This is a genomic window from Kocuria sp. CPCC 204721 (genome assembly GCF_040980945.1).
GTDB classification, from domain to species: domain Bacteria; phylum Actinomycetota; class Actinomycetes; order Actinomycetales; family Micrococcaceae; genus Kocuria; species Kocuria marina.
On the sequence record NZ_JAVKPO010000002.1, the window covers coordinates 285,203 to 310,333 of the forward strand.

24 protein-coding genes, 4 tRNA genes and 1 riboswitch are annotated in these 25,131 nt (G+C 68.9%); of the genes, 5 read left to right on the top strand and 23 right to left on the bottom strand.

Annotated elements, in window-relative coordinates; all coding sequences use genetic code 11:
• Positions 1–80: 80 nt before the first annotated feature.
• From ribD to arsB, 4 genes are all read right to left on the bottom strand, one after another.
• Positions 81–1,349 carry a bifunctional diaminohydroxyphosphoribosylaminopyrimidine deaminase/5-amino-6-(5-phosphoribosylamino)uracil reductase RibD gene (gene ribD / locus RF637_RS03895; protein ID WP_368844198.1) on the bottom strand — a complete coding sequence of 423 codons (1,269 nt, stop codon included), beginning with the start codon at positions 1,347–1,349 and terminating at the stop codon, positions 81–83.
• The gene (gene pnuC / locus RF637_RS03900; RefSeq protein WP_131332861.1) at positions 1,346–2,053 is read right to left on the bottom strand and encodes a nicotinamide riboside transporter PnuC; all 708 of its coding nucleotides are present in this window, start codon (positions 2,051–2,053) and stop codon (positions 1,346–1,348) included. The genes ribD and pnuC overlap by 4 nt, the downstream gene beginning before the upstream one ends.
• Before the next feature lie 147 nt (positions 2,054–2,200).
• Positions 2,201–2,376: riboswitch (FMN riboswitch) on the bottom strand.
• 57 nt (positions 2,377–2,433) lie between these two features.
• The gene (locus RF637_RS03905; RefSeq protein WP_144930964.1) at positions 2,434–2,874 is read right to left on the bottom strand and encodes an arsenate reductase ArsC; all 441 of its coding nucleotides are present in this window, start codon (positions 2,872–2,874) and stop codon (positions 2,434–2,436) included.
• Entirely contained in the window at positions 2,871–3,935 is a 1,065-nt protein-coding gene (gene arsB, locus RF637_RS03910) for an ACR3 family arsenite efflux transporter (RefSeq protein WP_368844211.1), read from the bottom strand. Before arsB ends, RF637_RS03905 begins: the two co-directional genes overlap by 4 nt.
• Before the next feature lie 124 nt (positions 3,936–4,059).
• Here arsB and RF637_RS03915 point away from each other — a divergent pair, with 124 nt between their 5' ends.
• Positions 4,060–4,416: a helix-turn-helix transcriptional regulator gene (locus tag RF637_RS03915; RefSeq protein ID WP_131332855.1), complete on the top strand. Its 357-nt coding sequence runs from the start codon at positions 4,060–4,062 to the stop codon at positions 4,414–4,416.
• A 46-nt stretch (positions 4,417–4,462) separates the two neighbouring features.
• Here the strand turns inward: RF637_RS03915 and rpe are convergent, their stop codons facing one another.
• The 6 genes from rpe to RF637_RS03945 form a co-directional block, all read right to left on the bottom strand.
• Positions 4,463–5,128: a ribulose-phosphate 3-epimerase gene (gene rpe, locus RF637_RS03920; protein ID WP_368844199.1), complete on the bottom strand. Its 666-nt coding sequence runs from the start codon at positions 5,126–5,128 to the stop codon at positions 4,463–4,465.
• 44 nt (positions 5,129–5,172) lie between these two features.
• Entirely contained in the window at positions 5,173–6,870 is a 1,698-nt protein-coding gene (locus RF637_RS03925) for a transcription antitermination factor NusB (protein ID WP_368844200.1), read from the bottom strand.
• On the bottom strand, positions 6,867–7,817 hold the full coding sequence (locus tag RF637_RS03930) for a methionyl-tRNA formyltransferase (protein ID WP_085108520.1): 951 nt from the start codon (positions 7,815–7,817) through the stop codon (positions 6,867–6,869). The genes RF637_RS03925 and RF637_RS03930 overlap by 4 nt, the downstream gene beginning before the upstream one ends.
• Complete coding sequence (gene def, locus RF637_RS03935; RefSeq protein ID WP_368844201.1) at positions 7,814–8,473, bottom strand: peptide deformylase; 660 nt, start codon at positions 8,471–8,473, stop codon at positions 7,814–7,816. The genes RF637_RS03930 and def overlap by 4 nt, the downstream gene beginning before the upstream one ends.
• 45 nt (positions 8,474–8,518) lie before the next feature.
• Positions 8,519–9,439, bottom strand: coding sequence for a cytochrome (locus RF637_RS03940; protein WP_143467427.1), 921 nt, complete (start codon positions 9,437–9,439; stop codon positions 8,519–8,521).
• 179 nt (positions 9,440–9,618) lie between these two features.
• Positions 9,619–9,690, bottom strand: a tRNA-Val gene (locus tag RF637_RS03945).
• Between the two features lie 243 nt (positions 9,691–9,933).
• Between RF637_RS03945 and RF637_RS03950 the strand changes: the two genes are divergently transcribed.
• From RF637_RS03950 to RF637_RS03960, 3 genes are all read left to right on the top strand, one after another.
• Positions 9,934–10,006 (top strand) — tRNA-Gly (locus RF637_RS03950).
• A gap of 58 nt (positions 10,007–10,064) precedes the next feature.
• Positions 10,065–10,135 (top strand) — tRNA-Cys (locus tag RF637_RS03955).
• Positions 10,136–10,164: 29 nt separating this feature from the next.
• Positions 10,165–10,239 (top strand) — tRNA-Val (locus RF637_RS03960).
• A gap of 111 nt (positions 10,240–10,350) precedes the next feature.
• Here the strand turns inward: RF637_RS03960 and RF637_RS03965 are convergent.
• The 12 genes from RF637_RS03965 to RF637_RS04020 form a co-directional block, all read right to left on the bottom strand.
• On the bottom strand, positions 10,351–10,806 hold the full coding sequence (locus RF637_RS03965; RefSeq protein WP_368844202.1) for a MerR family transcriptional regulator: 456 nt from the start codon (positions 10,804–10,806) through the stop codon (positions 10,351–10,353).
• Positions 10,807–10,954: 148 nt separating this feature from the next.
• Complete coding sequence (locus tag RF637_RS03970) at positions 10,955–11,926, bottom strand: ornithine cyclodeaminase family protein (protein WP_368844204.1); 972 nt, start codon at positions 11,924–11,926, stop codon at positions 10,955–10,957.
• A gap of 186 nt (positions 11,927–12,112) precedes the next feature.
• Positions 12,113–14,272 carry a class 1b ribonucleoside-diphosphate reductase subunit alpha gene (gene nrdE, locus RF637_RS03975; RefSeq protein WP_085108698.1) on the bottom strand — a complete coding sequence of 720 codons (2,160 nt, stop codon included), beginning with the start codon at positions 14,270–14,272 and terminating at the stop codon, positions 12,113–12,115.
• Positions 14,269–14,763, bottom strand: coding sequence for a class Ib ribonucleoside-diphosphate reductase assembly flavoprotein NrdI (gene nrdI, locus RF637_RS03980; RefSeq protein WP_064846809.1), 495 nt, complete (start codon positions 14,761–14,763; stop codon positions 14,269–14,271). Before nrdI ends, nrdE begins: the two co-directional genes overlap by 4 nt.
• A 127-nt stretch (positions 14,764–14,890) precedes the next feature.
• Positions 14,891–15,127: a glutaredoxin-like protein NrdH gene (gene nrdH, locus RF637_RS03985; protein ID WP_035962144.1), complete on the bottom strand. Its 237-nt coding sequence runs from the start codon at positions 15,125–15,127 to the stop codon at positions 14,891–14,893.
• 295 nt (positions 15,128–15,422) lie between these two features.
• Positions 15,423–16,280 (bottom strand): SDR family oxidoreductase, encoded by an 858-nt coding sequence (locus tag RF637_RS03990; protein WP_085108700.1) that lies wholly within the window; start codon positions 16,278–16,280, stop codon positions 15,423–15,425.
• Positions 16,281–16,369: 89 nt separating this feature from the next.
• Positions 16,370–17,440 (bottom strand): App1 family protein, encoded by a 1,071-nt coding sequence (locus tag RF637_RS03995; RefSeq protein ID WP_085108702.1) that lies wholly within the window; start codon positions 17,438–17,440, stop codon positions 16,370–16,372.
• 178 nt (positions 17,441–17,618) lie between these two features.
• The gene (locus tag RF637_RS04000; protein ID WP_368844205.1) at positions 17,619–18,833 is read right to left on the bottom strand and encodes a metallophosphoesterase family protein; all 1,215 of its coding nucleotides are present in this window, start codon (positions 18,831–18,833) and stop codon (positions 17,619–17,621) included.
• Between the two features lie 173 nt (positions 18,834–19,006).
• On the bottom strand, positions 19,007–22,648 hold the full coding sequence (locus RF637_RS04005; RefSeq protein WP_368844206.1) for a DNA polymerase III subunit alpha: 3,642 nt from the start codon (positions 22,646–22,648) through the stop codon (positions 19,007–19,009).
• Between the two features lie 96 nt (positions 22,649–22,744).
• The gene (locus RF637_RS04010) at positions 22,745–23,155 is read right to left on the bottom strand and encodes a hypothetical protein (RefSeq protein ID WP_085108706.1); all 411 of its coding nucleotides are present in this window, start codon (positions 23,153–23,155) and stop codon (positions 22,745–22,747) included.
• 364 nt (positions 23,156–23,519) lie between these two features.
• A complete protein-coding gene (locus tag RF637_RS04015) occupies positions 23,520–23,663 on the bottom strand; it encodes a hypothetical protein (protein WP_240505783.1) in 144 nt (47 codons plus the stop codon).
• Complete coding sequence (locus tag RF637_RS04020) at positions 23,642–24,070, bottom strand: MFS transporter (protein ID WP_240505784.1); 429 nt, start codon at positions 24,068–24,070, stop codon at positions 23,642–23,644. Before RF637_RS04020 ends, RF637_RS04015 begins: the two co-directional genes overlap by 22 nt.
• A 263-nt stretch (positions 24,071–24,333) precedes the next feature.
• Between RF637_RS04020 and RF637_RS04025 the strand changes: the two genes are divergently transcribed.
• A complete protein-coding gene (locus RF637_RS04025) occupies positions 24,334–24,669 on the top strand; it encodes a putative quinol monooxygenase (RefSeq protein WP_206051984.1) in 336 nt (111 codons plus the stop codon).
• A gap of 13 nt (positions 24,670–24,682) precedes the next feature.
• Here the strand turns inward: RF637_RS04025 and RF637_RS04030 are convergent.
• Positions 24,683–25,131 (bottom strand): SDR family NAD(P)-dependent oxidoreductase (locus RF637_RS04030; RefSeq protein ID WP_368844207.1); only part of this gene is annotated, 449 nt, incomplete at its 5' end.

Here is a 25,131-nt window from a genome sequence, read left to right on the forward strand (position 1 = left end):
CTTGGGGATCCGGGGTGCGCGGGGTTCTCGGGAACTTCCCGGCGCGAGGTCTTGGTGTGCTGCGTCAGTTCAGGGGCGTGTCATGGGGCGTCGGGTACGGGACCCGCGGGCCGCAAGTGCCACCGTCCATCGACGCCCACGCGGCTGATCGCCTCCATCTGCTCCGTGGCCTCTTCGTGGCCGGGGCGCGCGAGGTCCGCCGGGTGCCGCACGGGGTCACCGCGCCATGACGACGCCGCGGCAAGCGTCCCGATCCCGAGCGACGCGACCGACGCCGCGCCGTCCCCGAGGATCAGCGGGGCCTGGTACAACCACAGCTCGTCCACGAGATCGGCGGCGAGGAACGCGGCGGACACCGTGGGCCCGCCTTCCACGAGCACGTGGGAAACCCCGCGTTCACGGAGGTGTTGTAACGCCTCGGCGGGATCGTGCGTGGTGAGGTGGATGAACCGCCCGTCGTGCCCGCGGTCGGCGCATGCGACCTCTCCGTGATCCGTTCCGGTGTCTCCCGGGGCTCCACGTTCGGTGTCTTCCCGGGGCCCGCGGTCGACGACGCCGCGCCGGACCTTGGCATCCGCGGGCACGGGGCGGGTGCTCATGACTGCCCGCAGGGGTTGCCGCGCGAGGGGTTCACCCGCGGCATCCCGCGCGGTCAGGGTCGGGTCGTCCGCGCGCAGGGTCCCGCCGCCCACCAGGATCGCGTCCACCCGGGTGCGCAGGGCGTGGCCCTGATCCCGAGCGGGTGCACCCGTGATCCACTGGCTCGTCCCGTCCGCGGCGGCCACGCGGCCGTCGATCGTCTGAGCGAGTTTTAGCGTCACGAACGGTCGCGCATCATGCTGGGCAATGAACCAGCGGTCATTGAGATCGTGGGCTTCCCTCGCGAGCAGCCCCTGACGCACGTCCACCCCGTGTGCGGCGAGGAACGCGCCGCCCCCGCGGGCGGTGTCCGTGCCGTCGGCCACCGCGTAAATGACCCGGGGGATCCCCGCGTCGAGGATCGCGCGCGAGCACGGGCCGGTGCGTCCGGTGTGGTTGCAGGGTTCGAGGGACACGACCATGGTGGTGTCCTCGAGAGGTGTCCCCGCCTCACGGGCCAGATGCAGGGCGTCCGCCTCCGCATGCGGGGTGCCCGCCCCGCGGTGATGACCCACGTGCAGGATCTCCCCCGCGGCGGAGAGGATCACGGCGCCCACCACGGGATTGGCCCCGCGGATCCCCCGCCGAGCCGCTTCCAGAGCCGCGCGCATCGCCTCGTGTTCCGCGGCCGAGTAGTCGCGGGACGGCCCCGCCCCCGGACGGGAGCGGGGCTCGGGCCCCGGCGCAGCGGCGCCGTTGTACGCCGTCACTTCTCGTCCTCACCCACGGACAGGCGCAGGTCCGGGAAGCCCGTCTCGATCGTCGCGCGACGGCGCTGGCGCGTGTTCACGCGCCACCACACGAAGAACCCTGCGAGCGTGAACGCGCCGTAGAACACGTACATCAAGCCCGAGGCGTAGTAACCGGCGGAGAACAGGAGGGGCACGCCCACGATGTCCACGGCGACCCACAACAGCCAGAACTCGACCCAGCCCTTGGCCATCCCGAGCGTTGCGAGCAGCGAGCCCATGAAGATCCAGGCGTCCGCCCACACGGGTTCGTACGAGCCCAGGGCACGGAAGATGGGCGTGAGAAGTGCCGTCCCGAACACGAGGGCGACCACGAGGAACACGCGTTCGCGGGCGGTGGCCCAACGCGGGGACACGGCCTCCTCGGACGCCCCGCGGGACCGGCGCCACTGCACCCAGCCGTACACGGACACCGCGATGAACATGACCTGACGGCCGGCCTGGCCCAACAGGTTCACGGGGTTGGGGGTGTCGAACACCGCGCCCAGGAAGACGGTCAGCAGGATCGCGTTGCCCACGATCCCCACGGGCCACGCCCACACTTTGCGGCGCATTCCGCCCAGCGCGGACAGCAGCCCGAACACGTTGCCGAGCACCTCGCGCCACAGGATGAAACCGTCGCCCACCCGCAACTGCGCGTCAAACAACCAACGCAGGACGTCCACGGTGTCTCCTCTCACCCGCCACTGTCGGTGGTCCCGGGGAGGAATGCGCACACGCGTCGAACACGATCGCGCGGCGGAGCACGTCACAGCACCACCCGACGGACCGCGATCGCGTGCGACCGCGCACGGTCAGGACGCCGTGACGCTCACGTGTGCCTACCATCCAGACTGTACTGTCGGTACCGGATTTCCACCGGTTCGGCCGATCCCTCCGTGCGCATCCCCGGTGGTTCCCACGGGAACCTGCTCGGTGCTGTGCACGGTGTTCACGGTTCGCGGACTGTCACCGCCGGTTCGGAATTGCACCGACCCCGGAACACGTTGCTGCGCTCATTATGCCACGCGGCCTCACCATGCCCGTGATCGGGGGCACCGGGCGGTCACGTCCTGGTTTTCTGGCCGTTCTCACGGCCCTGCAGATCCGAGAGCAGTCCGGTGACGCGGGCCTTGATGTCGTCGCGGATCCTGCGCACGTCCGCGAGGGGCTGACCGGCCGGGTCGTCGAGGTCCCAGTCCTCGTAGCGCTTGCCCGGAAACACGGGGCAGGTGTCCCCACAGCCCATGGTGATGACGACGTCGGAGGCCCTGACCTGCTCCGTCCGCAGGATCGTGGGCACGGCTGCGGTGATATCGATGCCCTCCTCAGCCATTGCCTCCACGGCCACCGGGTTCAGGCTCTCTGCCGGTTCGGACCCGGCCGAACGGACATCGATGCTCCCGCCTGACATCGCGGCCAGGTAGCCCGCCGCCATCTGGGAGCGGCCCGCGTTGTGGACGCAGATGAAGAGCACGGTCGGTTTCGTGGGTGATGGTGCGCTCATGATGCGGTCTCCCGGGTTCGGTGGGTGGGGACGGAGGAATCGTTCGGGAACACGCGCGGGCCGGCCCACAGGGCCACGTAGACCAGGCCGATCAGGACGGGCACTTCGATCAACGGCCCCACGACGCCGGCCAGTGCCTGCCCGGAGGTGACGCCGAAGGTGCTGATGGCCACGGCGATCGCCAGTTCGAAGTTGTTGCCCGACGCGGTGAAAGCCACCGTGGCCGACTTGCCGTAGTCGAGCCCCACCGCTTTCGAGGCGAAGAGGCCGATGACGAACATCAGAGCGAAGTACACGAGCAACGGCAGCGCGATCCTGACCACGTCGAGGGGCTGTGAGGTGATGGCGTCCCCCTGGAGCGCGAAGAGCATCACGATGGTGAACAGGAGGCCGTACAGGGCCCACGGGCCGATCGCGGGGAGGAACTTCTCCTCGTACCAGTCCCGGCCCTTCGCCCGTTCACCCAGGACGCGGGTGAGGAAGCCTGCGAGCAGCGGGATGCCGAGGAACACCAGGACGGATCCTACGATCGCCCCCACGGAGAATTCGGCCGTGGTGGTGGGCAGCCCCAGCCACGACGGCAGGACCTGGAGGTAGAACCACCCAAGAGCGCCGAAGGCTACGACCTGGAAGACGGAGTTGATGGCCACGAGCACGGCCGCACTCTCCCGGTCGCCGCATGCGAGGTCGTTCCAGATCAGGACCATGGCGATGCACCGGGCCAGGCCCACGATGATCAACCCGGTGCGGTACTCGGGCAGATCGGGCAGGAACACCCAGGCGAGCACGAACATCAACGCCGGTCCCACGACCCAGTTGAGCACGAGCGACAGGCCCAGCAATCGCTTGTCGCCGGTCACGCGGCGGGTCTCGTCGTAGCGCACCTTCGCCAGGACGGGATACATCATCACCAGCAGACCGACTGCGATCGGCAGCGACACCTGTCCGATCGTCATGGCTTCCAAGGCCGTGTTCAGCCCCGGCACCAGCCGGCCCAGCAGCAGGCCCACGCCCATGGCCAGCAGGATCCAGGCCGGCAACCACCGGTCCAGGAACGACATGCTCTGCCTCACCGGTGCGGAGGCGATGGTGGTACTCACGGGCGGCGAGCTCCTCGTATCGACGGTCATCTATGAGACACACGCTACGAGGTCATATAGATGTCCGTCAATGTAAAATCTCGGTATGAAAGCACCCGCGCAACGACCCGAGCTGATCGATGAGAAAGCAACCGAGTGCTGCTCGCTCGCCTCCTCGCCGCTCGGGGCCGGCGAGGCCGAGCGCATGACCGCGAAGCTCAAGGCGCTCTCCGACCCGACGCGCCTGCGGTTGCTCTCCCACATCGCCGCGCAGGGCTGCGACACAGTGTGCGCCTGCGACCTGCTGGACGTCCTCGACATCAGCCAGCCCACCGTGAGTCATCACCTCAAGAAGCTGGTGGACGCCGGACTGCTCACACGCGAGCAGCGCGGCAAGTGGGCGCACTACACCGTGGTGCGCGGCGCCTTCACGGAACTGCGTGAACTCCTGGACCTGCGCTGACAGGCAGGGCGTTCTCCGCGGACCCGTCATCGGGGCCCGCATAAATTCAGGCCCGGTGCTCCCGCGCGGTCCTGCGGAGTGCCTCGATCGCGGCGGCGGGGTCGTCCTGGCCGTAGACCGCGGAACCGGCGACGAACGTGTCCGCCCCAGCCTCCGCGGCGCGCACGATGGTCTCCTCCGTGATCCCGCCGTCCACCTGCAGCGCGATCGTGCCCCCGTGGGCCTTGACCGCCGCCGCGGCGCGGCGCAGCTTGGGCAGGGTCACGTCCAGGAACTTCTGGCCGCCGAAGCCGGGTTCCACAGTCATGATGAGCAACATGTCCAGCTCCGGCAGTAGGTCCAGGTACGGCTCGATCGGCGTGGCCGGACGCACCGCGAGTCCCGCTCGGGCACCCGCCGCGCGCAGTTCACGCGCGAGCTTGATCGGCGCCGTGGCGGCTTCCGCGTGGAACGTCACCGACGCGCACCCTGCCTCCGCGTACGCCGGGGCCCACCGGTCCGGGTCCTCGATCATCAGGTGCAGGTCCAGGGGGATCAGGGAGACGGCCTGCAATCGTTCCACGACCGGCAACCCCAGGGTCAGATTGGGGACGAAGTGGTTGTCCATCACATCCACGTGCGCCGCATCCGCGTTCGAGATGCGCTGGAGTTCCTCCGCGAGCCGGGAGAAGTCCGCGGAGAGGATTGACGGGTGGATGTCACAGCGGGACATGGTTCCTCCTGGGAATAGTTCCGGATCAATGACCGAGCCGCGGCTCACGCGCTCTTGCGCAGCGCGACCATGAACATGGCGTCGGTTCCGTGGACGTGCGGCCACAACTGCACACTCGTACCCCCGCCGGGGACGTCGTGCCCCGCCGCCCGAGCGTCGTCGAGCGCGCCGGGCAGGGCGGCATCCACGGCGAGCTGCGCGGTGTCCAGGACCGACACGTCGCCGCGCCGCGCCAGGACGTCCTGGAGCACGTCGTGCGTCTCGGCGGTGTGCGGCGAACACGTGGCGTAGAGCACCACGCCGCCGGGGCGGGTGGCGTCCAGCGCGGCGTCGAGCAGCTCACGCTGCAGCGGGGTCAGATTCGCGACGTCCGACGGCGTGCGCCGCCACCGCGCTTCGGGACGACGCCGCAGCGCGCCTAGTCCGGTGCACGGCACGTCCACGAGCACGCGATCGAAACGTGCGTCCTGGCCGGACGGGATCTGCCGGGCGTCGCCGGTGCGGACGTGCCACGCCTCGTGGTCCACGGCCGACAGTGCCTGGCGCACGAGGTCGCTACGGTGCTCGCTGACCTCGTTGGCCAGCAACGTGGCACCGCGCTCGTGGGCCAATGCCGCGAGCAGCGCCGCCTTGCCGCCGGGTCCGGCGCAAAAGTCGGCCCACGCGCCGGCGTCATCGGCCACGGGCGCCTGTGCGAGCACGCGGGCCACGAGCTGGGAACCGGCGTCCTGGACACGCACCGTTCCCTCCCGCGTGCCCGGGACGCGGTGGACGTCTCCCCCGGCGCTGACCGCGCTGTTCGGGACCAGGTCACCGGGTTCGGCGCCTGCTGCGAGTGCGGGCTCGAGCGAGCCGATACCGGGCAGGGCCACGAGGTGCACACGGGGCGCCTCGTTGTCCGCTTCCAACAGGGCCTCGATCTCCGCGGTGTCTCGGCCGTTGGCGCGCAGGGACCGGCGCAACGCGCGAACCTCCCACACCGGGTGGGCGTGGCGGACACCGAGCTGCCGCAGCTCGTCGGTGTGCTCGGCGGCGAGCGCGTCCAGCCATTCGTCGTGGCTGCGCCGGGTTACCTTGCGCAGGACGGCGTTGACGAGTCCCGAGGGTCCCTGCCCGATCTCCCCGCGCACCAGACCCACGGTCGCGTCCAGCGCGGCGTGATCGGGGACGCGCATCGCGAGCAACTGGTGCACGCCCAGGCGCAGGGCGTCCAGCACCGCGGGGTCCAACTGGTCCAGCGGGCGGTCCACGCACTTCTCGAGCACGGCGTCCCACGTGCCACTCCACCGCATGGCCCCGTAGGCGAGCTCGGTCGCGAACGCCGCGTCCCGCTTGTCGAGGCGGTTTTCACGGACCAGGCGTGGCAGCACGAGGTTCCCGTAGGCGTCCTCCGAGTTGACCGCGCGCAGGGCCTGATATGCGGTCAGCCGTGCGGGATCGGAGCGCTTGCGACGCTGCGAGGGCGCGTGCGCGGAGTAAGAGCGCTCGTGCTGGGCCCGGCGGTTGCGCTCGTGGCCCTGGGCGTCGCGACGCGAGCCGTCCCCCGCTCGCCGATCCCTCCCGCCGGCCTCCCGGGGCGAGCGGTCGTCACCACGGCGCCCACCGGAGCCGCTGGGCGAGCGGTCGTCGCGGCCCCGGCCGCTGGCATCACGGAACGGACGATCGTCACGACGGCGGTTGTTCCCCCCAGACCGGTCGTTGCCGCTACCGGCGTGGCCGCGGTGCTGCTGGTCCCGACTCATCCGAAGGCCACCTGTTCCGTGTTCTGCTTGCCGCGCGCCCAGTCGAGGGCCGCCATGGGTTTCTTGCCATTGGGTTGCACGCGGGTCAGCTCCACGGCGTAGGACCCGGTGCCCACGAAGACCCGCTTCTCCCGCAGCTCCACGTGGCCCGGGGCGATCCCGGTGATCTCCGGGGCGGGGATCACGCGGTCGAGCTTGAAGCGCTGGCCGTCGAGTTCGGTCCACGCACCGGGTTCGGGGGTCACACCGCGCACCCGGTGAGCCACGGCCACGGCGGGATGTGACCAATCGACGCGCCCGTCCTGGGCCGTGAGTTTAGGGGCAGCGGTGGATTCACCGCGTTGCGGCGTGGGGTGCACGCGGCCCGAGGCCACACCGAGCAAGGATTCCGCGAGCAGAGGCGAACCTTCATGTGCGAGCCGATCCAGGACCGAACCGGACGTGTCCTCCGGACGCACCTCGTCCGTGAGGGTGCCTACCACGGGGCCGGTGTCCATGCCGTCGTCCAGGACGAAGGTGGTGGCCCCGACCACGGAGTCCCCGGCCATGAGGGCCCGCTGCACCGGGGCGGCGCCGCGCCACTGGGGCAGGAGGGAGAAATGCAGGTTGATCCACCCGTCCTCGAAGACCTCCAGGGCCGGTCGCGGCAGCAGGGCGCCGTAGGCCACGACCGCCGCGATGCTCGCGCCGGTGTCACGCAGGGTGTCCAGGAGTTCACCCCGGACCCGATTGGCCTTGATCACGGGCAGTCCGAGCTCATCGGCCCGACGACCCACCGCGGACGGGGCCATGACCTTCTTGCGGCCCACAGGGGCGTCCTCACGGGTCAGCACCGCGGTGATCTCGATCCGGGGATCCTGGTGCAGTGCCTCGAGCGGGGGGACGGCGGTCTCCGGGGTTCCCGCGTACAGGATCTTGAGGGGCTGCTGGTTCGTGTCGGGGCTCATCGGGCATCACCCGCCGCGCCGAACGCGGAACCGGCCGTGTGTGCGGCGCCGGGTGCGGCTCCCGAGGTGCGGGCCGCACCGAAAGCCGACCCAGCGGCGTCGTGTGCGTCCGGTGTTGAGTGACTCGCGCGCTGCGCCTCGCGTTCGCGCGTGACACGGGCGGTCGTGTCCGTGAACGATTGCGCGCGCAACTGCCGCATAGCGTCCTTGCGCTCGTCACCCACGAGACGGTCGACGTAGAGGATGCCGCCCAGGTGATCGTTCTCGTGCTGGAAGCAGCGGGCCAACAGGCCGGTTGCCTCACGGTGCACGGGCTCGCCGTGGCAATCCACCCCGGTGAGGACGGCGTGCTCGGCGCGGGGGGTCTCGTAGGACAGGCCCGGGACCGACAGGCAGCCCTCGCCGCCTTCCTGCGGCTCCTCCCCCATGCTCAGCTGGGGGTTGATCACGTGCCCTTCGTCCCCGTCGATGCCCCACGTGAAGACGCGCAATCCCACGCCCACCTGCGGTGCGGCCAGACCCACACCGCCCACGGCGTACATGGTCTCGAGCATGTCCCGGACGAGGGCAGCCAGGGCGTCGTCGAACTGCGTGACCTCCTGGGCCGGGGTGCGCAGGACGGGGTCACCGATGGTACGAATGCGCAGAATACTCACCGCGGAGTGCACTCCTCATGGGGGTCGTGGGACGGGGTGTGCCTGTCAGTCTACGGCGGGGCCCGCGACCGTCTCGGCCGTCACGACCTGCGTGCCGCCCGCCACGCGACCCGTGGGGGAGGAATCCAGGGGCGGGGGCGCGATGCTACGCAGTTGCGCCCCGGCGGTGGCCAATTGGGAATTGCGCGCCCACACCTTGGCCAGGGCGCAGAACTTGTACCAGTGCACGGGGAGGTGCTCGGGCGCGGCCTGCACGGTGAGCGCCTCGGTCTCACCGATCGCCACGGCCATCAAGACCTCCGCGTCCCGGTAGCGCCACGGTTCCCACTCCCCCGCCGTAGCGTCCACGAGGGATTCCTCGGCCTTGAGCCCGGCCACCAACTGGGTCACCACCTTGGGGTCCGGGGCCTTGACCCGCCCGGCGCGGTCGGTCCCGCGGGTCTTGTAATCGATCAGACACACCTTGCCGCCGATGCGTGCCACGAGATCCAAAGTGCCGGCGTAGCCCACCGTGGAGTTCCATACCGTGATCTCCGCGGCCAGCGGTTCGGGGCGGAACAACTGCCACCATTGGTCCGCACTGTCCGCGAATCGGGTCTCATGGTGTTCTGCGAGCGTGTCCCGGGCCCGGTCCACCTCGTGGTCGCGGCCCATGGCCCGCAGCGCGAGCTGCTCGCAGTAGTCGTGTACGCGGTCACCGCGCTGCGCCGCGTGGTCCCGGTGTCGCTCCGCCGCCTTGGCCGCGTGGTTCACGAGCGAACGACGACGCCGCGTGTCCCGGAGCGCGTCCGGCAACTGGGGATCCGTGGCCAGGGCCTGCGCTGCGGTGTAGGCGTACCAGCCCCCGAGGTCGTTGGCCTCGCACCCGATGACCGTGGTGATGGAGGGGACCTCGAGGTCCCCGCCCTCACTCCGGGCGTACATCCGGCCGGTGGCGGTCTGCTGGGCCAAGCGGGGTTGAGTCATGGGTTCAGCGTAGGAAGGGGTCCAGACACGGACAACGATCACCGACTCACCCGGGCGGAGCGGGCTCGGACGTCCGTCCAGGAGCCGGACCTCACGCGGCCGGGGCCGGACCGACCGGTCCGATCGGCCTTGGACGCGAAAGAACCCGGCCCCTCCCGGGACCGGGTTCCTCGTTACCGTGCGCGATACTGGGATCGAACCAGTGACCTCTTCGGTGTGAACGAAGCGCGCTACCGCTGCGCCAATCGCGCTTGCAACGTTGAAGACTCTAGAACACTTCGTCCGGGAACGGCAAATTCCTCGGCCTCCGCGATCGATTTGCCCGGACCCGTTCCGGTGGGTAATGTTCTTGCTCGTTGGCAACGCCCCGAAAGCGGAGTCATTCGGTGGCAACACCCCGGATGGACAAACACTGAAGGGCATGAAGTCTTGTGATAAAGTTTCCGCTCGGAAGAACGGAGTACTGATTTCCAGGGCCTCGATCGACCGACAATGCGGACGTAGCTCAGCTGGTAGAGCATCACCTTGCCATGGTGAGGGTCGCGGGTTCGACTCCCGTCGTCCGCTCGCAGTTTTCGACCCTGGTCGAGACCTGAGACCTTGTCCTTTCAAGGATCTGGTCCCCGGTGGGGTGGCCGAGTGGTTAGGCAGCGGCCTGCAAAGCCGTCTACGCGGGTTCGAATCCCGTCTCCACCTCGGTGCAACCACCTCGTTCAAGCGATTGAGCGCGATTGGCGCAGCGGTAGCGCGCTTCCTTGACACGGAAGAGGTCACTGGTTCGATCCCAGTATCGCGCACCAGACAAGGCCCCGGAACACTACGTTCCGGGGCCTTTCGCGTGCCACCGCTGACCTACGACCCGGCGGCGCGCACCGAGGGGGAGACATAGCCCAGGGCCCGCAGCACCCGGGTCAGCCAATCGTAGGAGACCATTCCCCGCACCGCGCGGGCCACGATGACGTCCCAGGACGGCGTCTCCCCCGGTCCACGGGTGACCCAGCGGCCCGCATGCCCTCCAACAACTCACCGAGCGCCTGGGCGATTTCGAGGGCGTCCACGAGGGGCCGTCGCGGATCGTCGATCAGGGTGACCAGCGCACGGATGTCGGGGATCGTGGCACCGGCCTCCTCCCGCAGTACCCGGATGAGCTGCAGGCGTTCCGCGTGACCCCGATCGTAGTCCTGCCGCGTGGCGGCGAGCCTGGTACCGGCGGGCAACAGTCCCTCCCGACGGTAGAACTTAATGCTGGCCGTGGTGGTGTTGCTGACCTCGGCCAGGGCATTGAGCAGAATGACGCAACCCCCTCGGATAGTCGTCGACGTGTCAACTGTCCTGACGGCGCGCTGGATACCACAACCTTCATCCACCCCCACGGCCTGACGTGGCTGCACGGACTCGCCGCGTTCACCCTCTTCTCGGTGGGGTTGGCCATGTGGGGGATCCTGCACGGCGACGTCCGAATGCGCCGGCGGACCATGCTCGTGGGATCCCATGGCCACGACGCCCTCTCCCCTCTCACGCGTTCGGATCGACCACCCCTACGGCCACGACCAGGTCCTGCCAGCTCATGCCCACGCACTTGAACACGCGGGGCCGCGTCTCATCAGGGGCCACCGCGCCCGTGACGACGTCCGCGAGGTCCACGAGTGAATCCTCGTGTAATGAACTGTCGGCCACGGCCTGGATCACGTCCCCGGCTTCACGCATGGCGGTGGCCCGGTCCTCCACGACCACCTGGGCGCGACCCATGAGCGCGGAATCGAGCTCGCGGAACTGCGGCTCGTGGGATCCCATGGCCACGACGCACGCGGTGTCCGGCACCAGGGCACCGTCGAAGAGGGGCTCCGCCGCCGACGTCGTGCACACCACTACGTCCGCGTCGCGTACCTCGCTCGCGTCCCCCGATCGGGCCGCGAGACCCAGCGTGCGGGCGTAGTCGACGGCGGCGTCCACCTTGCGCGGAGTCCGGCCGCACACCACGACCTCCGTGAACGAGCGGATCTCGGCGAATGCCGCGATGTGGGCGAGCGCCTGCGGCCCCGTGCCGAACACCACGAGCTTGGTCGCCTCCTTCGGGGCCAGGTAATCGGTGGCCACGGCCGAGATCGCGGGGGTCCGTAGGGTGGTGAGGACGTTGCCTTCCAGCAGAGCTCGAAGACTCAGGGTGGCCGAGTCCATGAGCATGTAGGTGGCCTGGATGCGGGGCAGATCGCGTTCGGGATTCCCGGGCGAGACCGATGCGACCTTGATGCCTGCCCAGTTACCAATGACCGACGGCATCAACAGCAGGTGGCCCTCGCCGGCGGGGACATTGCTGCGCGCGGGGTCATCTTCCGGGCGGAATCCGGAACGCAGCGTGGCTTCGAGAAGCCGACGTGCACGCTCGGCGGGAACCGCCCGCACGATCTGTTCCTCGGTGTACCACGCGGGTGCACCCTGGATTCCTGTCGAGCACTGCTCCTGGGGGGTCGATCCCTCGGTGGTCATGATGCGGTTCCTCCCAGGGATGCGGTGCTCCGGCATTGGCCGATTCACTGTCTCGACTGTTCCGTCAGCATATCCCCGACCAGGACCGGACTTCAGAGAAAAACTCCCGCCCCACCCGGGTAAGAGACCCGGGCGGGGCGGGAGCGGCGTCGTCGCCGACGCGGTGCCGTCAGGAGACGGCGGGGATCACAACATGCAGGAGACGCAGCCCTCGACCTCGGTACCCTCGAGCGCCAGCTGGCGGATGCGGGAGTAGTACATGGTCTTGATGCCCTTGCGCCACGCGTAGATCTGCGCGCGGTTGATGTCGCGCGTGGTGGCGGTGTCCTTGAAGAACAGCGTGAGGGACAGGCCCTGGTCCACGTGCTGGGTCGCTGCGGCGTACGTGTCGATGATTTTCTCGTAGCCGATCTCGTACGCGTCCTGGAAGTACTCCAGGTTCTCGTTGTCCATGAACGGCGCCGGGTAGTACACACGCCCGAGCTTGCCCTCCTTGCGGATCTCGATCCGCGAGGCGATCGGGTGGATCGAGGACGTGGAGTTGTTGATGTACGAGATGGACCCCGTGGGCGGGACCGCTTGCAGGTTCTGGTTGTACATCCCGTCCGCCATGACCTTCTCGCGCAGCTCACGCCAGTCGTCCGCGGTGGGCAGGGCGATGCCCGCCCGCTCGAACAGCTCGGCGACGCGCGGCGTGGCGGGCTCCCACACGCCGTCGACGTACTTGTCGAAGAACGTGCCGCTCGCGTAGGCCGACTTCTCGAAGCCCACGAAGGACTCGCCGCGCTCCTTGGCGATCAGGTTGGACGCGCGGATCGCGTGGTAGGTCACCGCGTAGAAGTACATGTTGGTGAAGTCCACGCCCTCGGTCGAGCCGTAGTGGATGTGCTCCTTGGCGAGGTACCCGTGCAGGTTCATCTGCCCCAGGCCCACCGCGTGGGACATCTCGTTGCCGCGCCGGATGGAGGGCACCGAGTCGATGTTGGACATGTCCGAGACCGCCGTGAGACCGCGGATCGCGATTTCGATGCTCGCGCCGAAGTCCTGGGACTCCATGGCCATGGCGATGTTCATGGACCCCAGGTTGCACGAGATGTCCTTGCCCACCTGCGCGTACGTGAGGTCCTCGTTGTACACGGAGGGCTCGGAGACCTGGAGGATCTCGGAGCACAGGTTGGACATGATGATCTTGCCGTCGATGGGGTTGGCGCGGTTCACCGTGTCCTCGAACATGATGTACGGGTACCCGGACTCGAACTGCACCTCCGCCACGGTCTGGAAGAACTCGCGGGCGTTGATCTTTTTCTTGGCGATGCGGGAGTCGTTCACCATCTCGTGGTACTTCTCGCTCACGTTGACGTCCGCGAACGGCACGCCGTAGATCCTCTCCACGTCGTACGGGGAGAACAGGTACATGTCCTGGTCCTTCTTGGCCAGCTCGAACGTGATGTCCGGGATGACCACACCCAGCGAGAGGGTCTTGATGCGAATCTTCTCGTCCGCGTTCTCGCGCTTGGTGTCCAGGAAGTTGAGGATGTCCGGGTGGTGGGCGTTCAAGTACACCGCGCCGGCGCCCTGGCGGGCACCCAGCTGATTGGCGTAGGAGAAGGAGTCCTCGAGCAGCTTCATCACGGGGATGACACCAGAGGACTGATTCTCGATCATCTTGATGGGCGCACCGGACTCGCGCAGGTTGGTCAGCGCGAACGCCACGCCACCGCCGCGCTTGGACAGCTGCAGCGCGGAGTTGATGTTGCGCCCGATCGACTCCATGTTGTCCTCGAAGCGCACCAGGAAGCACGAGACGAGCTCGCCGCGCTGCTTCTTGCCCGCGTTGAGGAACGTGGGCGTGGCCGGCTGGAACCGCCCGGAGATGATCTCCGCCACGAGCCGCTGCGCGAGGGCCTCGTTCCCGTCCGCGAGGTACAGGGACACCATGACCACGCGGTCCTCGAACCGTTCCAGGTAACGCTGACCATCGAAGGTCTTGAGCGTGTATGACGTGTAGAACTTGAACGCGCCCAGGAAGGTCTGGAACCGGAACTTGTAGCCGTAGGCCTGCTTGGACAGCGCCTTCACGAACTCGAAGCTGTACTTCTCGAGCACCTCGGCCTCGTAGTACTGGTGGTCCACGAGGTACTTGAGCTTCTCCTCGAGGTCGTGGAAGAACACGGTGTTCTTGTTCACGTGCTGCAGGAAGTATTGTCGCGCGGCCTGGCGGTCGGCCTCGAACTGGATCTTGCCGTCCGCGTCGTAGAGGTTCAGCAGCGCGTTGAGCTCGTGGTAGCCCAGCCCGCGGTACTTCTCGGGGCAGGTGGGATCCTCGTGACCGGGTTCGACGCTCACGCCCGGGGTTGCATGGATGCTTGCCAAAACTTGTCCAATCCTTGGGTAACCTTCTCGACGTCCTCGTCGGTTCCCATGAGCTCGAACTTGTAGAGCAGGGGAACCTGACACTTGGCTGCGACCTTCTCCGCGGCGACGCAGAACAGGGGGCCGAAGTTGGTGTTGCCCGCGCCGAGCACCCCCAACAGGTGCGCGCGCGAGACGGGATCGTTGAGAAACTTCACGACTTGCGGTGGGACCGATCCCGCTCCCCCGGGACGCCCGTAACTGGGCACTGCCAGCACGTAGGGTTCGTCAATGCGGGGAGCGGTTTCGGTGGTCTTCAGGGGCAACCGGACGGACCGCACCGGCAGTTTGGTGACGAACCTGTCCGTGTTGCGCGTCACGGAGGAGAAGTACACCACTAGGGGTGCATCATCCCCCGCGACGACGGGTGTGCGATGGAGTTCCCGCTCCTTCGCCTGGGCGAGAACCGTGGCGAGAGCACTCATGCCGGGTCACTTCGATTCTGGGGGGTCGTACCAATTCGTGTGATTCCGGGGGCGGGCTGGCGGTGGGGTTCGGGGCCACTCGCCCGGGTGGTGCCGGGCCGCCCGCGGCGGCCCGTCCGTTTCCGGCTCAGGCGGAGCGCAGCAGGGCCAGCGAGTTGATCTTGTCCGGGCGGAAGCCGGACCAGTGCTCGGTGGCGGTCTCCACGACGGGGACCTGCTGGTATCCCAGGCCCACCACGTGCTCGTAGGCGGCGGTGTCCTCGGTGACGTCCACGACGGTGTAGTCGATGCCCTTCTTAGTGAGAGCACGGTAGGTGGCGTTGCACTGGACGCACGACGGCTTGGAATACACGGTGACAGACATAGCCCATTCTCCTTGCGGGAAGTACCAATTTTCGGGCGCTTCCGGGGCCGTTCGGCTCTGGATCCGGGTGGTGCGCCAGGTGGTTGAAGATCTACGTCAATACTACATCTAGTGTCGTGTGCCGGAACAGGACCCAACATGATGTGGTCGTGTGATCCACAGGGGGATGTCGTCTTTTCCCCGGGTTGTCCACAGGGACCGCGTCCGGGAGCCCTGAGAACACGCGGTTCTCGCGGGGCCCATGTGGACAAGACGGGCGGGAGAAGTCACGAAAAATTTTTTTGCACAGCGTGTCTCACGCGCCGCGCAGCACGTCCTCAAGGGAGCGGGGCGGGTGCCCGGTGAGCATCTGGACGTCGTTCGTGACGCGCGAGAGCTCCCCCGAGGCGATCGCCGTGTACGTGGAGAGCCAGCCCTCCATCTGCCACGGCTCGGGGTCGTAGCCAGCGCGGGACGCCCGGGCCTGCTCGAGGGTCTCGGGCTCGTAGCGGTGGTCCTGCCCCGTCACACGGGTCATGATCCGCGCCATTTCGTCCAGGGTGAGCGCACTGGGACCGGTCAGGGTGTAGGCCGCGCGCTCGTGCCCTCGCGGATCCAGCAGCACCGCGAGCGCGGCGTCGACGACGTCGGCGCGGGCCACCGCCGCGACCCGCCCGTCCCCGGCGGGCCCGCGCAGGACGCGGTCGGCACTGACGAAGTCCGGGAAGACGTCCAGGTAGAAATTGTCCCGCAGGAAGGTGTACTCGAGACCGGCGCGCTCGATGGCCTGCTCCGTGGCGTAGTGGGTGCGGGCGAACGTGAAGGTCGCGTCCGGTGCGGGTGCAGCGAAGGACGTGTAGACCACCCGGCGCACGCCCGCGCGGGACAGCGCCTCGACCATGGCCAGTTGCTGTTGCTTGCGATCCGCCGATTCGGACGCGGACACCAGGAACACAGTGTCCAGTCCCGCCATCGACTCCGCGGCCCCGTCCGGGTCGGCGAAGTCCATGGTGGCGGCGTCGAGCAGGCCGTTCGCTGCGGCCACGTGGGACGCGACCCGGTGCGGGGAACGCACGAGCAGCCGGTGGGCGACGCCGCGTTCTTCGAGCCGGCGCGAGACGGCCCCGCCGATGCGTCCCGTGGCGCCGGTGATACCGAGGGTCGTGTGTGCCATGGTTCCTCCGTTCGGGGGTGCATCCGACAATGTGCTCGGGGCGGGTCGACGGGTGCCAGGATCGGGGCGCCCCCGTGGCCCGCGCGGGTTCAGAGCAACCCGGCGTCCTTCAGCTGATCCGAGATGGAGGCGCCGTCGTTGGCCTCGATCCACAGCGTGCCCTCCGGAACGGTCACGTGATGGCCCTCCGAGGCGCGGGTGCCCGCGGCCAGGACGGCCTCGGTGGGTGAGAGGTTGCGGATCACGATGGCGGCCACCGAGTCCGGGTGACGCTGCGCGAAGCCCGAGTAGATCTGCGGATCGTGCTGACCGTCGTCGCCGATCAGGATCCACCGCACGTGGGGGAAGTTGCGCGCCAGACGCTGCAGGTTCTGCACCTTGTGCTGGGAACCAGACCGGAACCAGCGCTCCGTGGTGGGCCCCCAATCGGTGAGCAGCAGCGCTCCGGCGGGGTACGCGTTGCGCGTGAGGAACCGACGCAGGGTGGGCGCCACGTTCCACGCCCCCGTGGAGAGATAGAGGAAGGGTGCGTGCGGATGGCTGCGGCGCAGCCGGTCCATCATGGTGGACATCCCCGGCGTGGGGATGCGCGCGTGCTCGTTGGCCACGAACGAGTTCCAGGCCGCGAGCATGGGGCGGGGCAGGGCGGTGACCATCACGGTGTCGTCCACGTCGCACACGACCCCCACGTGCTGCTCGTCCGAGACCACGGTGACCTTGGCCTCCGTGACCTCCGAGCCCTCGGCCTGCATGTAAATGGTGTGCACCCCGGGGGTCATGGAGACCTTGAGGTCCACGTCGATCACGCCGCCCTTGTCCGCCACGAGGTGGAACTCGTGCTCGCCCAACCACACGTTGACGTGGGCGAACGCGAAGGGCACGGACGTGAAGGAACGCCACCCGCGGATCGACTCCGCGGCGTCCTCGGTGTCCTCGATCAGCAAGCCCGTCTTGAGGAGCACACGCCCCAGGGCCCGCACGTAGCGGGGGCTGCCGTAGCCGTCGAAGGCGAGCATGGTGGGGATGTCCCCGCGCTGCACGGCCCGTCCCTGACGCCATCGCTGCAGCTTCTGGTCGAAGCGGTACGCGATGTTGATCGCCTCTTCCGTGACCTGGTCCACGGTCTGCAGCAGATCTCCTCCGCCACTGTTTTTCGCCATGCCTCACAGTTTTGCACAGCACTCCCGGCCCACGACGTCGCGGCGTACCGTGCCGCGGACGACGGCGCGCGGCGTCGTGGAGCGGGGCCGTGCCGTCGAACCCCTGGCAGGGCTGCGGGCAGGGCGTCGGGCCCCGGGCGCGAGGACGGACCCGGGGCCCGGCCCCGGTGCCCGCGGCTCAGCCGCGCACGTAGCGCGGGAAGCGCTCGGGGTGGTCGATGGGCTGGGTCTCGGGGCTCATGTCGATCCCGAGGTCCTTGGCGAAGACCAGGCGTGTGCGGGTGTAGACGCGCTTGGTGCGCTCGTCGAGCTCGAACACGCGGGCACCGCGCAGGGTGTGCTCGTCACGGGTGCCGTCGTTGAACCCGTAGGTCCCGAAACCCGTGCCGGGGCCGTAGCCCAGTTCGACCCCGAAGTAGTTGCCCATGTAGGTGTTGATGTGGTCGTGGCCGCAGTACAGGCCCAGGACGTCCCCGCGTTCCAGGACCGCGGCGTAGATCCCCGAGTTGACCATGCCCGTGTAGACGTTCTCGTGCTTCTCCCCCACGATCCCGTGACGCTTCACGGCGGCCGCGTGCCCGGACTCGTCCGAAGTGAACTGCTGACCGAACCACATGTGGTGGTGCTCCCACGTGGGGATGTGGAAGTACATGAGCCCCGGGATCTTCTTCCCGTAACGGCGCTCGGCCTCCACCGAGAGGTCGTTGTACCAGCGGATCTGCTGGGGACGGATCCAGTCGTAGCCCATGAGACCCTCACGGTCCTGCCCGCCGGGGCGTTCCTCCGCGTACCGGCCGGAGTCCAGCAACCACACGGCAAACGCGGGGGCGTGGCCGCGGGACCCGCGGATCAACAGCTGGGCGTTGGACGAGCCGAAGACCTTCTGGTCGTCCCCGGGGTTGAGGTTGTGTTTGTACTGGCGCACGAACTCGACCAACTGCGGTTCACGCATCCCGGTGCCGTGCTCCTCGGTGGAGTCCTCGTCGTGGTTGCCGAATGTCACCGCCCACTTGATGCCCCGGGACTCCATGGGCAGCACCACGTTGTTCACGGCCTGCTTGACCTCGCGGTCGGTGCGCGGGGAACCGTCGATCACGTCCCCGTTGATCAGCACGAACTGGGGCTTCTCCCGGTCCAGCACCTTGTTCATGAGCTCGATGGTGCGCCGGTCGGCGCGCGGGCCGTCCTGGGTGTCGTTGAACTGGACGATCTTGAACCTGCCGTTGCGCCCGAAGGAGAGGGGCATCCGACTGTGACCGTGGCCGTGCTGGGTCACAAGCGCCGGTGCCGCGTAGGCGGTCGACGGCGCGGCGGCGAGCACACCGGCGGCCGCGATGGCGCTGCCTCCGGTGATCAGGTTCCGGCGCGAGGGACGTGAGGTGTTCTCGGTCATGTGGTGCTCCTGGTGCGAAGGGTTCCGACCGCTGCGGGCGGAGGGGGTCCGGCTACTACGGGCGGTGAGCATCCGACCGCGACGGGCGGTGGGTGAGTCACACGCTAGGGTCACCGCGTTACGGCCACGTGGCGCCCCGGTGTCCCATGGGGCACGAGCCGCGCGCCGGTTATTCACCTTCTGACCTGGGGTTTCACCTCCGTTCTGGTGCGGGGGTGCGCACCGGCGACGGCGCTGTCCCCCTGGGGAGCGCGGCCCCGGGAGGCACCGGGCCGTTCGGGGCCGTGGCTGCGGCGTCGTCCGGGGCCCTCAGCGGACTCCGGTCGCGGCGGACGGGACGGTGTGGGCCGCGAACCCAGCAGGGACCGGGGATCCGGGAGGGTCTCCGGGCGGGAAAGGTCCCACGCCTGGGCCGCCTGGATCCCGATCCCCCGCGGGCCCGTGCGGCGCGTGTGGCCGTGGACCAACAGCAGCGTGGGGGCGAACAGTACCTCACCGGAGGCGGCCTGGGCCTCGTCGAAGAACGTGCAGTCCACGGCCCCGGAGCCGTCGTCCAAGGAGATGAAGACCACGCGTTTGCCGCTGCGCATGGGCGGGGTCATGGTGGAGACCCGCACGCCAGCTACGATCACCTCGGTGCCGTTGCGCAACCCCAACAGGTCCTCGGCGCGGGTGGCCCCGTAGGAACGCATGAGCTCACCGTGCGAGTCCATGAGGTGGGCGCTGACCTCGATGCGCATGGTGTCCATCTCCGCTTTGACCCGCTCCCCCGTGCTCGGTTCAGGCAGCCGCGCCGGAAGGGCGGCCAGGTCCACGTCCCCGAGGGGCAGGGCCAGCTGCCCCTCCCCGGGCTGCGCACGGGCCGAGGTCCCGCGCCCGGTCGCGGGCCGATCCGCCTGTTCCCGCAGGAAGTGGACCATGTCCGTGTGGGAGGCCCGCGTCTCGGCGCGGTGCAACAGGGAGTCCAGGGCGCCCGCCTCCGCGAGCCGTTGCAGCGTGCGCCGGGTGGGCCGGGCGCGCACCCGCAGTTCGGCGAGGGTGCTGTAGGGCTGGGCGGCCACGAGCCGTTCGATCTCCGCGGCGCTGATCCCCGCGATGGAACCCAGGGACATGCGGATCCCCCACGCACCGTCCTGGGTGTGGGGGATCCCCCGGTCCAGGTCCCCCGAGACCACGGTCCCTGGCCGCGGCGTGACCGACTCCACCCGGTGGTGGTCCGTGCTGCGGTTGACGTCCGGGCCCAGCACGGGGATCCCCATGCGGCGGGCCTCCCCCACGAGCAGGCGGGCGGGGTACATCCCGGGGTCATGTTCCCACACCCCGGCCATGAACGCCTCCGGGTGATGGGTCTTCAACCACGCCGACTGATAGGTGGGCACCGCGAAGGCCACCGCGTGGGCCTTGCAGAAACCGAAACTGCCGAACGCGTGCAGGATCCCCCACACCGTGTCGATCACGTCCGGGGCGTAGCCGCGAGCGCGGGCGCCGTCGCGGAAAGCGGTTTCCACGGGCTCCTCCGAGGCAGAGCCGAGCAGTCGCCGCCAGATGTCCGCGCGGGCCAGACCACACCCGGTCATCCGGTCCATGATGCGCATGATCTGTTCGTGGTAGACGGCCACCCCGCGGGTCTCGGCGAGGATCTCCTGGAGGTCCGGGTGGGGGTAGGTGGGCGTGGACCAGCCGTGGCGGGCGTTGAGGTAGGGCCGGACCATGGCGGCCTGCATGGGCCCGGGGCGGAACAGGGAGATGTCCACGACGAGGTCGTTGAACTCCTCCGGTCCCATGGTCCCGATCAGTTCCCGCTGCCCGGGGGACTCGATCTGGAAGCACCCCAGGGTGTGGGTGGAACTGATCAGCCGGAAGGTGTCGGGGTCGTCCCGGGGCATGGTGTCGAGGCTGGGCGGGGGTTCGTGGGGTCGCAACCGGGTGATCTCCTCCACGGCGTGGGCCAGGGTGGACTGCATGCGCACGCCCAGGATGTCGAGTTTGATCAGCCCCATGGGGTCCATGTCGTGCTTGTCGTACTGGGACATGGGCAGCCCGATCCCGCTGGCCTGCACGGGGGTGCGCTGCAACAGGGTGGTGTCGGAGAGGATCACCCCGCACGGATGCATGGAGATGTGCCGGGGTAGTCTGTCGAGGCGTTCGGTGAGATCCACGAGCAGGTCCAACTGCCGGTTGCTGCGCAGCCGCTCCGCGAGCGGGGCGAGTTCGGGCCGGCGTGCGATCTCCTCCCGCAGGGTGCCCCCGGGCACGCGCCACAACTGGGTGGCCACGTGGTCCACCTCCTGGGCCTCGAGCCCCAGTGCCAGTCCGGCGTCCCGCACGGCTCCGCGGGAGCGGTAGGCGTTCTGCATGCTCATGAGCGTGACGCGGCGGGGGCCGAAGCGTTCGAAGATCCGGTGGTAGACGGCGTGGCGTTGCGCGCTCTCCATGTCGATGTCGATGTCCGGCAGGCTGGGGCGCAGCGGGGAGAGGAAGCGCTCGAAGACGAGGTCGTACTCGAGCGGATCCGCCGGTGAGATCCCCAACAGGTGGACCACCAGGGACGAGACCCCGGAACCGCGGGCGGCGTGACGCACACCCATGCCGCTCATCAGTTCCGAGACCTCCCCCACGGTCAGGAAGTACCCGGCGAAGCCGAGCTGGGCGATCACCGCGAGTTCCCGTTCCAACCGTCCGCGCAGGGACTCCCGGTTGAGTCCGGGCACGGTGCGGTCCCAGTCCTCGCCGGCATGCAACCGGGCGAGTCCCGCGTAGCAACGCTGGGCCAGTTCCCGGTCCGGGTCACCGCTCACCCCGATCACCGAGGCCTCCGGGATCACCGGACGGTCCACCCCGAGATCCCCCTCCGGATCCAGACGGCAGCGCTGGGCCAGGTGGTGGGTGTCCGCGAGCAGCGCGCCGTGTCCCGCCTGACCGTGGTCCGCGGCGAGGGCGATCTCCCGGGCCAGCAGACTCATCTCGTCACCGTCCTTGAGCCAGCCCTGCCCGTTGGGTTGCAGCACACCGCGATCCGCCCCGGCCAGTTCGTCGAGGGACATCAAGGTCCGGGCGGCGTCCAGGACGTCCGCGGTCACAGCCTGCCCCGGGTGGGCGTAGCGCACGGCGTTGCTGAGCACCACGGGCAGCTGCGCCTGCCGCCCGATCTGGAACATCCGCACCGCGTGCCCCATGCTCAGGGGCGCACCCTGGGGCGCCAGGTGGGTCACCGTCTCCACCACGAGGGTCCCCGCGGGCAGCGCGTGACGCCATCGGTTCAGCGCGGTGCGCGCCGCATGGTAGTGCCGTCCCACGAGCAGCCGACCCACGTCCGAGTCCGGGCCGAGCAGCACCACGAGCCCGGGATCACCGTGGCGCGCCGCACGATGCACGTGCCGCGCCAACTGCTCCGCGCTGAGTCCGATGGGGTGGGCCGCGTGCCGGTCATGAGCCCGGTGGGCGGCGGAGACCACCCGGCACAGGGCCGCGTACCCGGCTCCCCCATTGCGTCCCGTGGCCAGGACCACCGCCCGGCCGATCACCACGGGTGCCGCCGGACGACGTCGCTGTCCGGCCGCCCGGCCCTGCGCGCCTCCCGCGCCGGCGCGCGGGGTCCGCAGCAGGGCGATGTCCACACCCAGGACGGGAGCGAGACCGTGCGCGCGGCATGCCAGCACGTGTTTGACGGCACCGTAGAGGCCGTCCCGGTCCGTGCACGCGAGGACCTGTGCTCCCTGGGACGCGGCCGCCCGGGCGAGTTCTTCCGGACGCGCCACACCGTAGTGCGCACTGAAGGCCGAGGCCACGTGAAGATGGGGGAACCACATGCCCATATTCGAAACTTTATTCGAACTTCTGTCAATCGCGGACGGCTCCGCGGGCGACATGAAGTGACACGGAAGGACTCCGCACAGCGACCACGGGCGGTCTCATGCGGCGCTGACACGGAGCACCCGCCACTGATCGGTGAACTGGTTCCGGACCAGCTCGAAGGTGCGTGCGACAACCACCCCGGGCCGGACGACCTGCACCCGCCACCGCTCCTGATCCACCGCGCTCGTGCGGCTCTCACGCGGCACGCGGACCTCCACATCCCACCAATTCCGGCGTTCGTACCAGCGAACGACGGGCTGCAGGACGCGATGCTCCTCACCGCGGTACGTCACCACACACGGCGTCCCGGTGATGTCACACACCACCGCGAGATCATCGAGGGCGGGGTCCGTGGAGCCGCCCACCAGCCCCGTGGGACGCTCCACCGGCATGCCCGCACCGATCACCGGAACCGTGTCCCACGGGTCCTCGTACTGCCCGGTCTCCGTCATCTCCAGCACCGTCATGGTGGCTTAGCCTCCCCGATTATTCGAAACTTTATTCGACTACTGAGACGGTGCCAAGATCGTCCGACACGCATAAGCGACCGACGCCACAGCGGTGTCGGTCACCGGAGAGATGCCCGCACACGGGCGTGGGTGAGATCTTTGAGAAGGCTGGGCTGACGGTGCTGGCCATGGACACGGACTTCGACTTGATTGCCGCGGTCACAGGCCAGCCGGTGGAACCCCTCACGCTGCGATGACAGAACACGCGTGAGGCGATTATCGGCCCTCCCGGTCGGTGATTCTCTGCGCCGTGACCGGGGAAATACCGCGGGCCCGCCGCCCTGGGCGACGCCCCGGACCCGCCGACCATGCCACCGGCATTTCATGCATACTGCCGCGAGCGCATCAGCAGCACCGCGAGCACGGGGCTGAGGCAGCACGCCGCCAGGAACAAGGCCGCTCCCCACGTGCTGCCGCCGGCCGCGGAGATCAGTGCCGCCGCGATCAGCGGACTGAAACCCGCCACGATCGCACCGTTGGTCTCGCGCACCAGCGCGATACCGCTGAAGCGCTCCGCCGTGGGGAACAGGCCGGCCAGGAGCGCGCCCTGGGAGCCGGAGGTGCACGCGCCAGGGCCTGTTCGTACTCGGGGCTCTCCTCGAGCTTGGCCCGGATGAACACCGCGAGCGCGAAGAGCACCACCGACACCAGGAAGGGGATGCGCCAGGCCCACGTGAGCAGAGCGTCGTCGCCCAGGGATGCGGCCCACAGGAAGGCGACGCACGCGAGCACGATGCCGGCGGGCGGCGCGGAGAGCACGAACGAGGTGTAGAGCCCGCGGCGTTTGGGCGACGCCCCGGAGTCCATCCCCGCGAAGAACAGCGGCCGATGCTGAGCCCGGCCGCGGTGCCGTACAACGCGTAGTCGTACCACTCGATAACCGTTCCCGCGATCGCCGCGAAAAGCACCCTGCCAGCGCCGGGGCGCGCTGCCGTGCCCGTCGTCGTCCGCTGGCGCATGAGCTCACACTACGACGCCGCTCGGGCACCGTTCGGACGTTGCACACCCGGACGAAGCGCCCGGAGATGATGCCCTGGAGCAGTTCCGGGGCATGGTGTCCGTGCCCCTTTCGGGAGCGCCGGCATTGTCCGCCAGCACCCCTGTGTTCCACGACACACAGCGGTTAGATTGGCTCCATGACGACATCCGTCGGCACAGCCGACACCACCGCCCTGTTCATGCTCCACGGATGCCTCCGCTCCACCCCCGGGAACGGACACGCGCTCGCGGGCATCCTGGCCGAGAACGACGCCGCCGAGCCCATGCCCGGTTGCCGCCTCTACCTCGTGGCCACCGATCCCGAGGATCCTGATGCCGTGTGGGTCACCGAGGTCTGGGACACCGAGGAGGACCATCAAGCGTCCCTCCAGATCCCGGCCGTCCAGGAGCGGATCCAGCGGGCCTTACCGATCATCGACCGTGAAGGCATGACCAGCCACCGGCTGCAAGCCGTGGCGGGCATCCCGCGCTGACCCGGCGCCTCCATCACATCGTCAACCCACCACTCACCGAGATCGCCTGGCCCGTGATGTAGGCCGTCCCCGGGCAGAGCAGGAAGTGGATCGTGGCCGCGACCTCCTCGGGGGTGCCGAGCCTGCGGGCGGGGATGCCCCGCGTCATCCCGGAGAAGACCTTCCCCGTGAGGCCCTGGGCGTCCGCGAGCTCGCGGTACATCGCGGTGTCCGTGGGACCCGGGCACACGGCGTTGACCGTCATGGGTACCACGGCGTTCTCGCGCGCCACGGAGCGCACCATGCCCAGCACACCCGCCCGCGCGGCCGCCGACACCGCGTCCCCGAACGAGCCCGCCTTGGCACTGTCCGACGGCACCACGACCAAGCTCGCCCGCCGACCCTCGGCTCCCCCCGTTACCTTTTTCGTGGCGCTTGCCTCCGGGAGGATGTAGGCGTAGGTAGCCAGCCGGTCCCGGCATG

What these genes read in the sequence shown, in the direction of transcription:
- RF637_RS03905 (WP_144930964.1), bottom strand. Translation starts at nt 2,874, where the DNA reads ATGAGCGCACCATCACCCACGAAACCGACCGTGCTCTTCATCTGCGTC.
- arsB (WP_368844211.1), bottom strand. Translation starts at nt 3,935, where the DNA reads ATGTCGTTCCTGGACCGGTGGTTGCCGGCCTGGATCCTGCTGGCCATG.
- RF637_RS03915 (WP_131332855.1), top strand. Translation starts at nt 4,060, where the DNA reads ATGAAAGCACCCGCGCAACGACCCGAGCTGATCGATGAGAAAGCAACC.
- rpe (WP_368844199.1), bottom strand. Translation starts at nt 5,128, where the DNA reads ATGTCCCGCTGTGACATCCACCCGTCAATCCTCTCCGCGGACTTCTCC.
- RF637_RS03925 (WP_368844200.1), bottom strand. Translation starts at nt 6,870, where the DNA reads ATGAGTCGGGACCAGCAGCACCGCGGCCACGCCGGTAGCGGCAACGAC.
- RF637_RS03930 (WP_085108520.1), bottom strand. Translation starts at nt 7,817, where the DNA reads ATGAGCCCCGACACGAACCAGCAGCCCCTCAAGATCCTGTACGCGGGA.
- RF637_RS03940 (WP_143467427.1), bottom strand. Translation starts at nt 9,439, where the DNA reads ATGACTCAACCCCGCTTGGCCCAGCAGACCGCCACCGGCCGGATGTAC.
- RF637_RS03970 (WP_368844204.1), bottom strand. Translation starts at nt 11,926, where the DNA reads ATGACCACCGAGGGATCGACCCCCCAGGAGCAGTGCTCGACAGGAATC.
- nrdI (WP_064846809.1), bottom strand. Translation starts at nt 14,763, where the DNA reads ATGAGTGCTCTCGCCACGGTTCTCGCCCAGGCGAAGGAGCGGGAACTC.
- nrdH (WP_035962144.1), bottom strand. Translation starts at nt 15,127, where the DNA reads ATGTCTGTCACCGTGTATTCCAAGCCGTCGTGCGTCCAGTGCAACGCC.
- RF637_RS03990 (WP_085108700.1), bottom strand. Translation starts at nt 16,280, where the DNA reads ATGGCACACACGACCCTCGGTATCACCGGCGCCACGGGACGCATCGGC.
- RF637_RS03995 (WP_085108702.1), bottom strand. Translation starts at nt 17,440, where the DNA reads ATGGCGAAAAACAGTGGCGGAGGAGATCTGCTGCAGACCGTGGACCAG.
- RF637_RS04000 (WP_368844205.1), bottom strand. Translation starts at nt 18,833, where the DNA reads ATGACCGAGAACACCTCACGTCCCTCGCGCCGGAACCTGATCACCGGA.
- RF637_RS04005 (WP_368844206.1), bottom strand. Translation starts at nt 22,648, where the DNA reads ATGGGCATGTGGTTCCCCCATCTTCACGTGGCCTCGGCCTTCAGTGCG.
- RF637_RS04010 (WP_085108706.1), bottom strand. Translation starts at nt 23,155, where the DNA reads ATGACGGTGCTGGAGATGACGGAGACCGGGCAGTACGAGGACCCGTGG.
- RF637_RS04025 (WP_206051984.1), top strand. Translation starts at nt 24,334, where the DNA reads ATGACGACATCCGTCGGCACAGCCGACACCACCGCCCTGTTCATGCTC.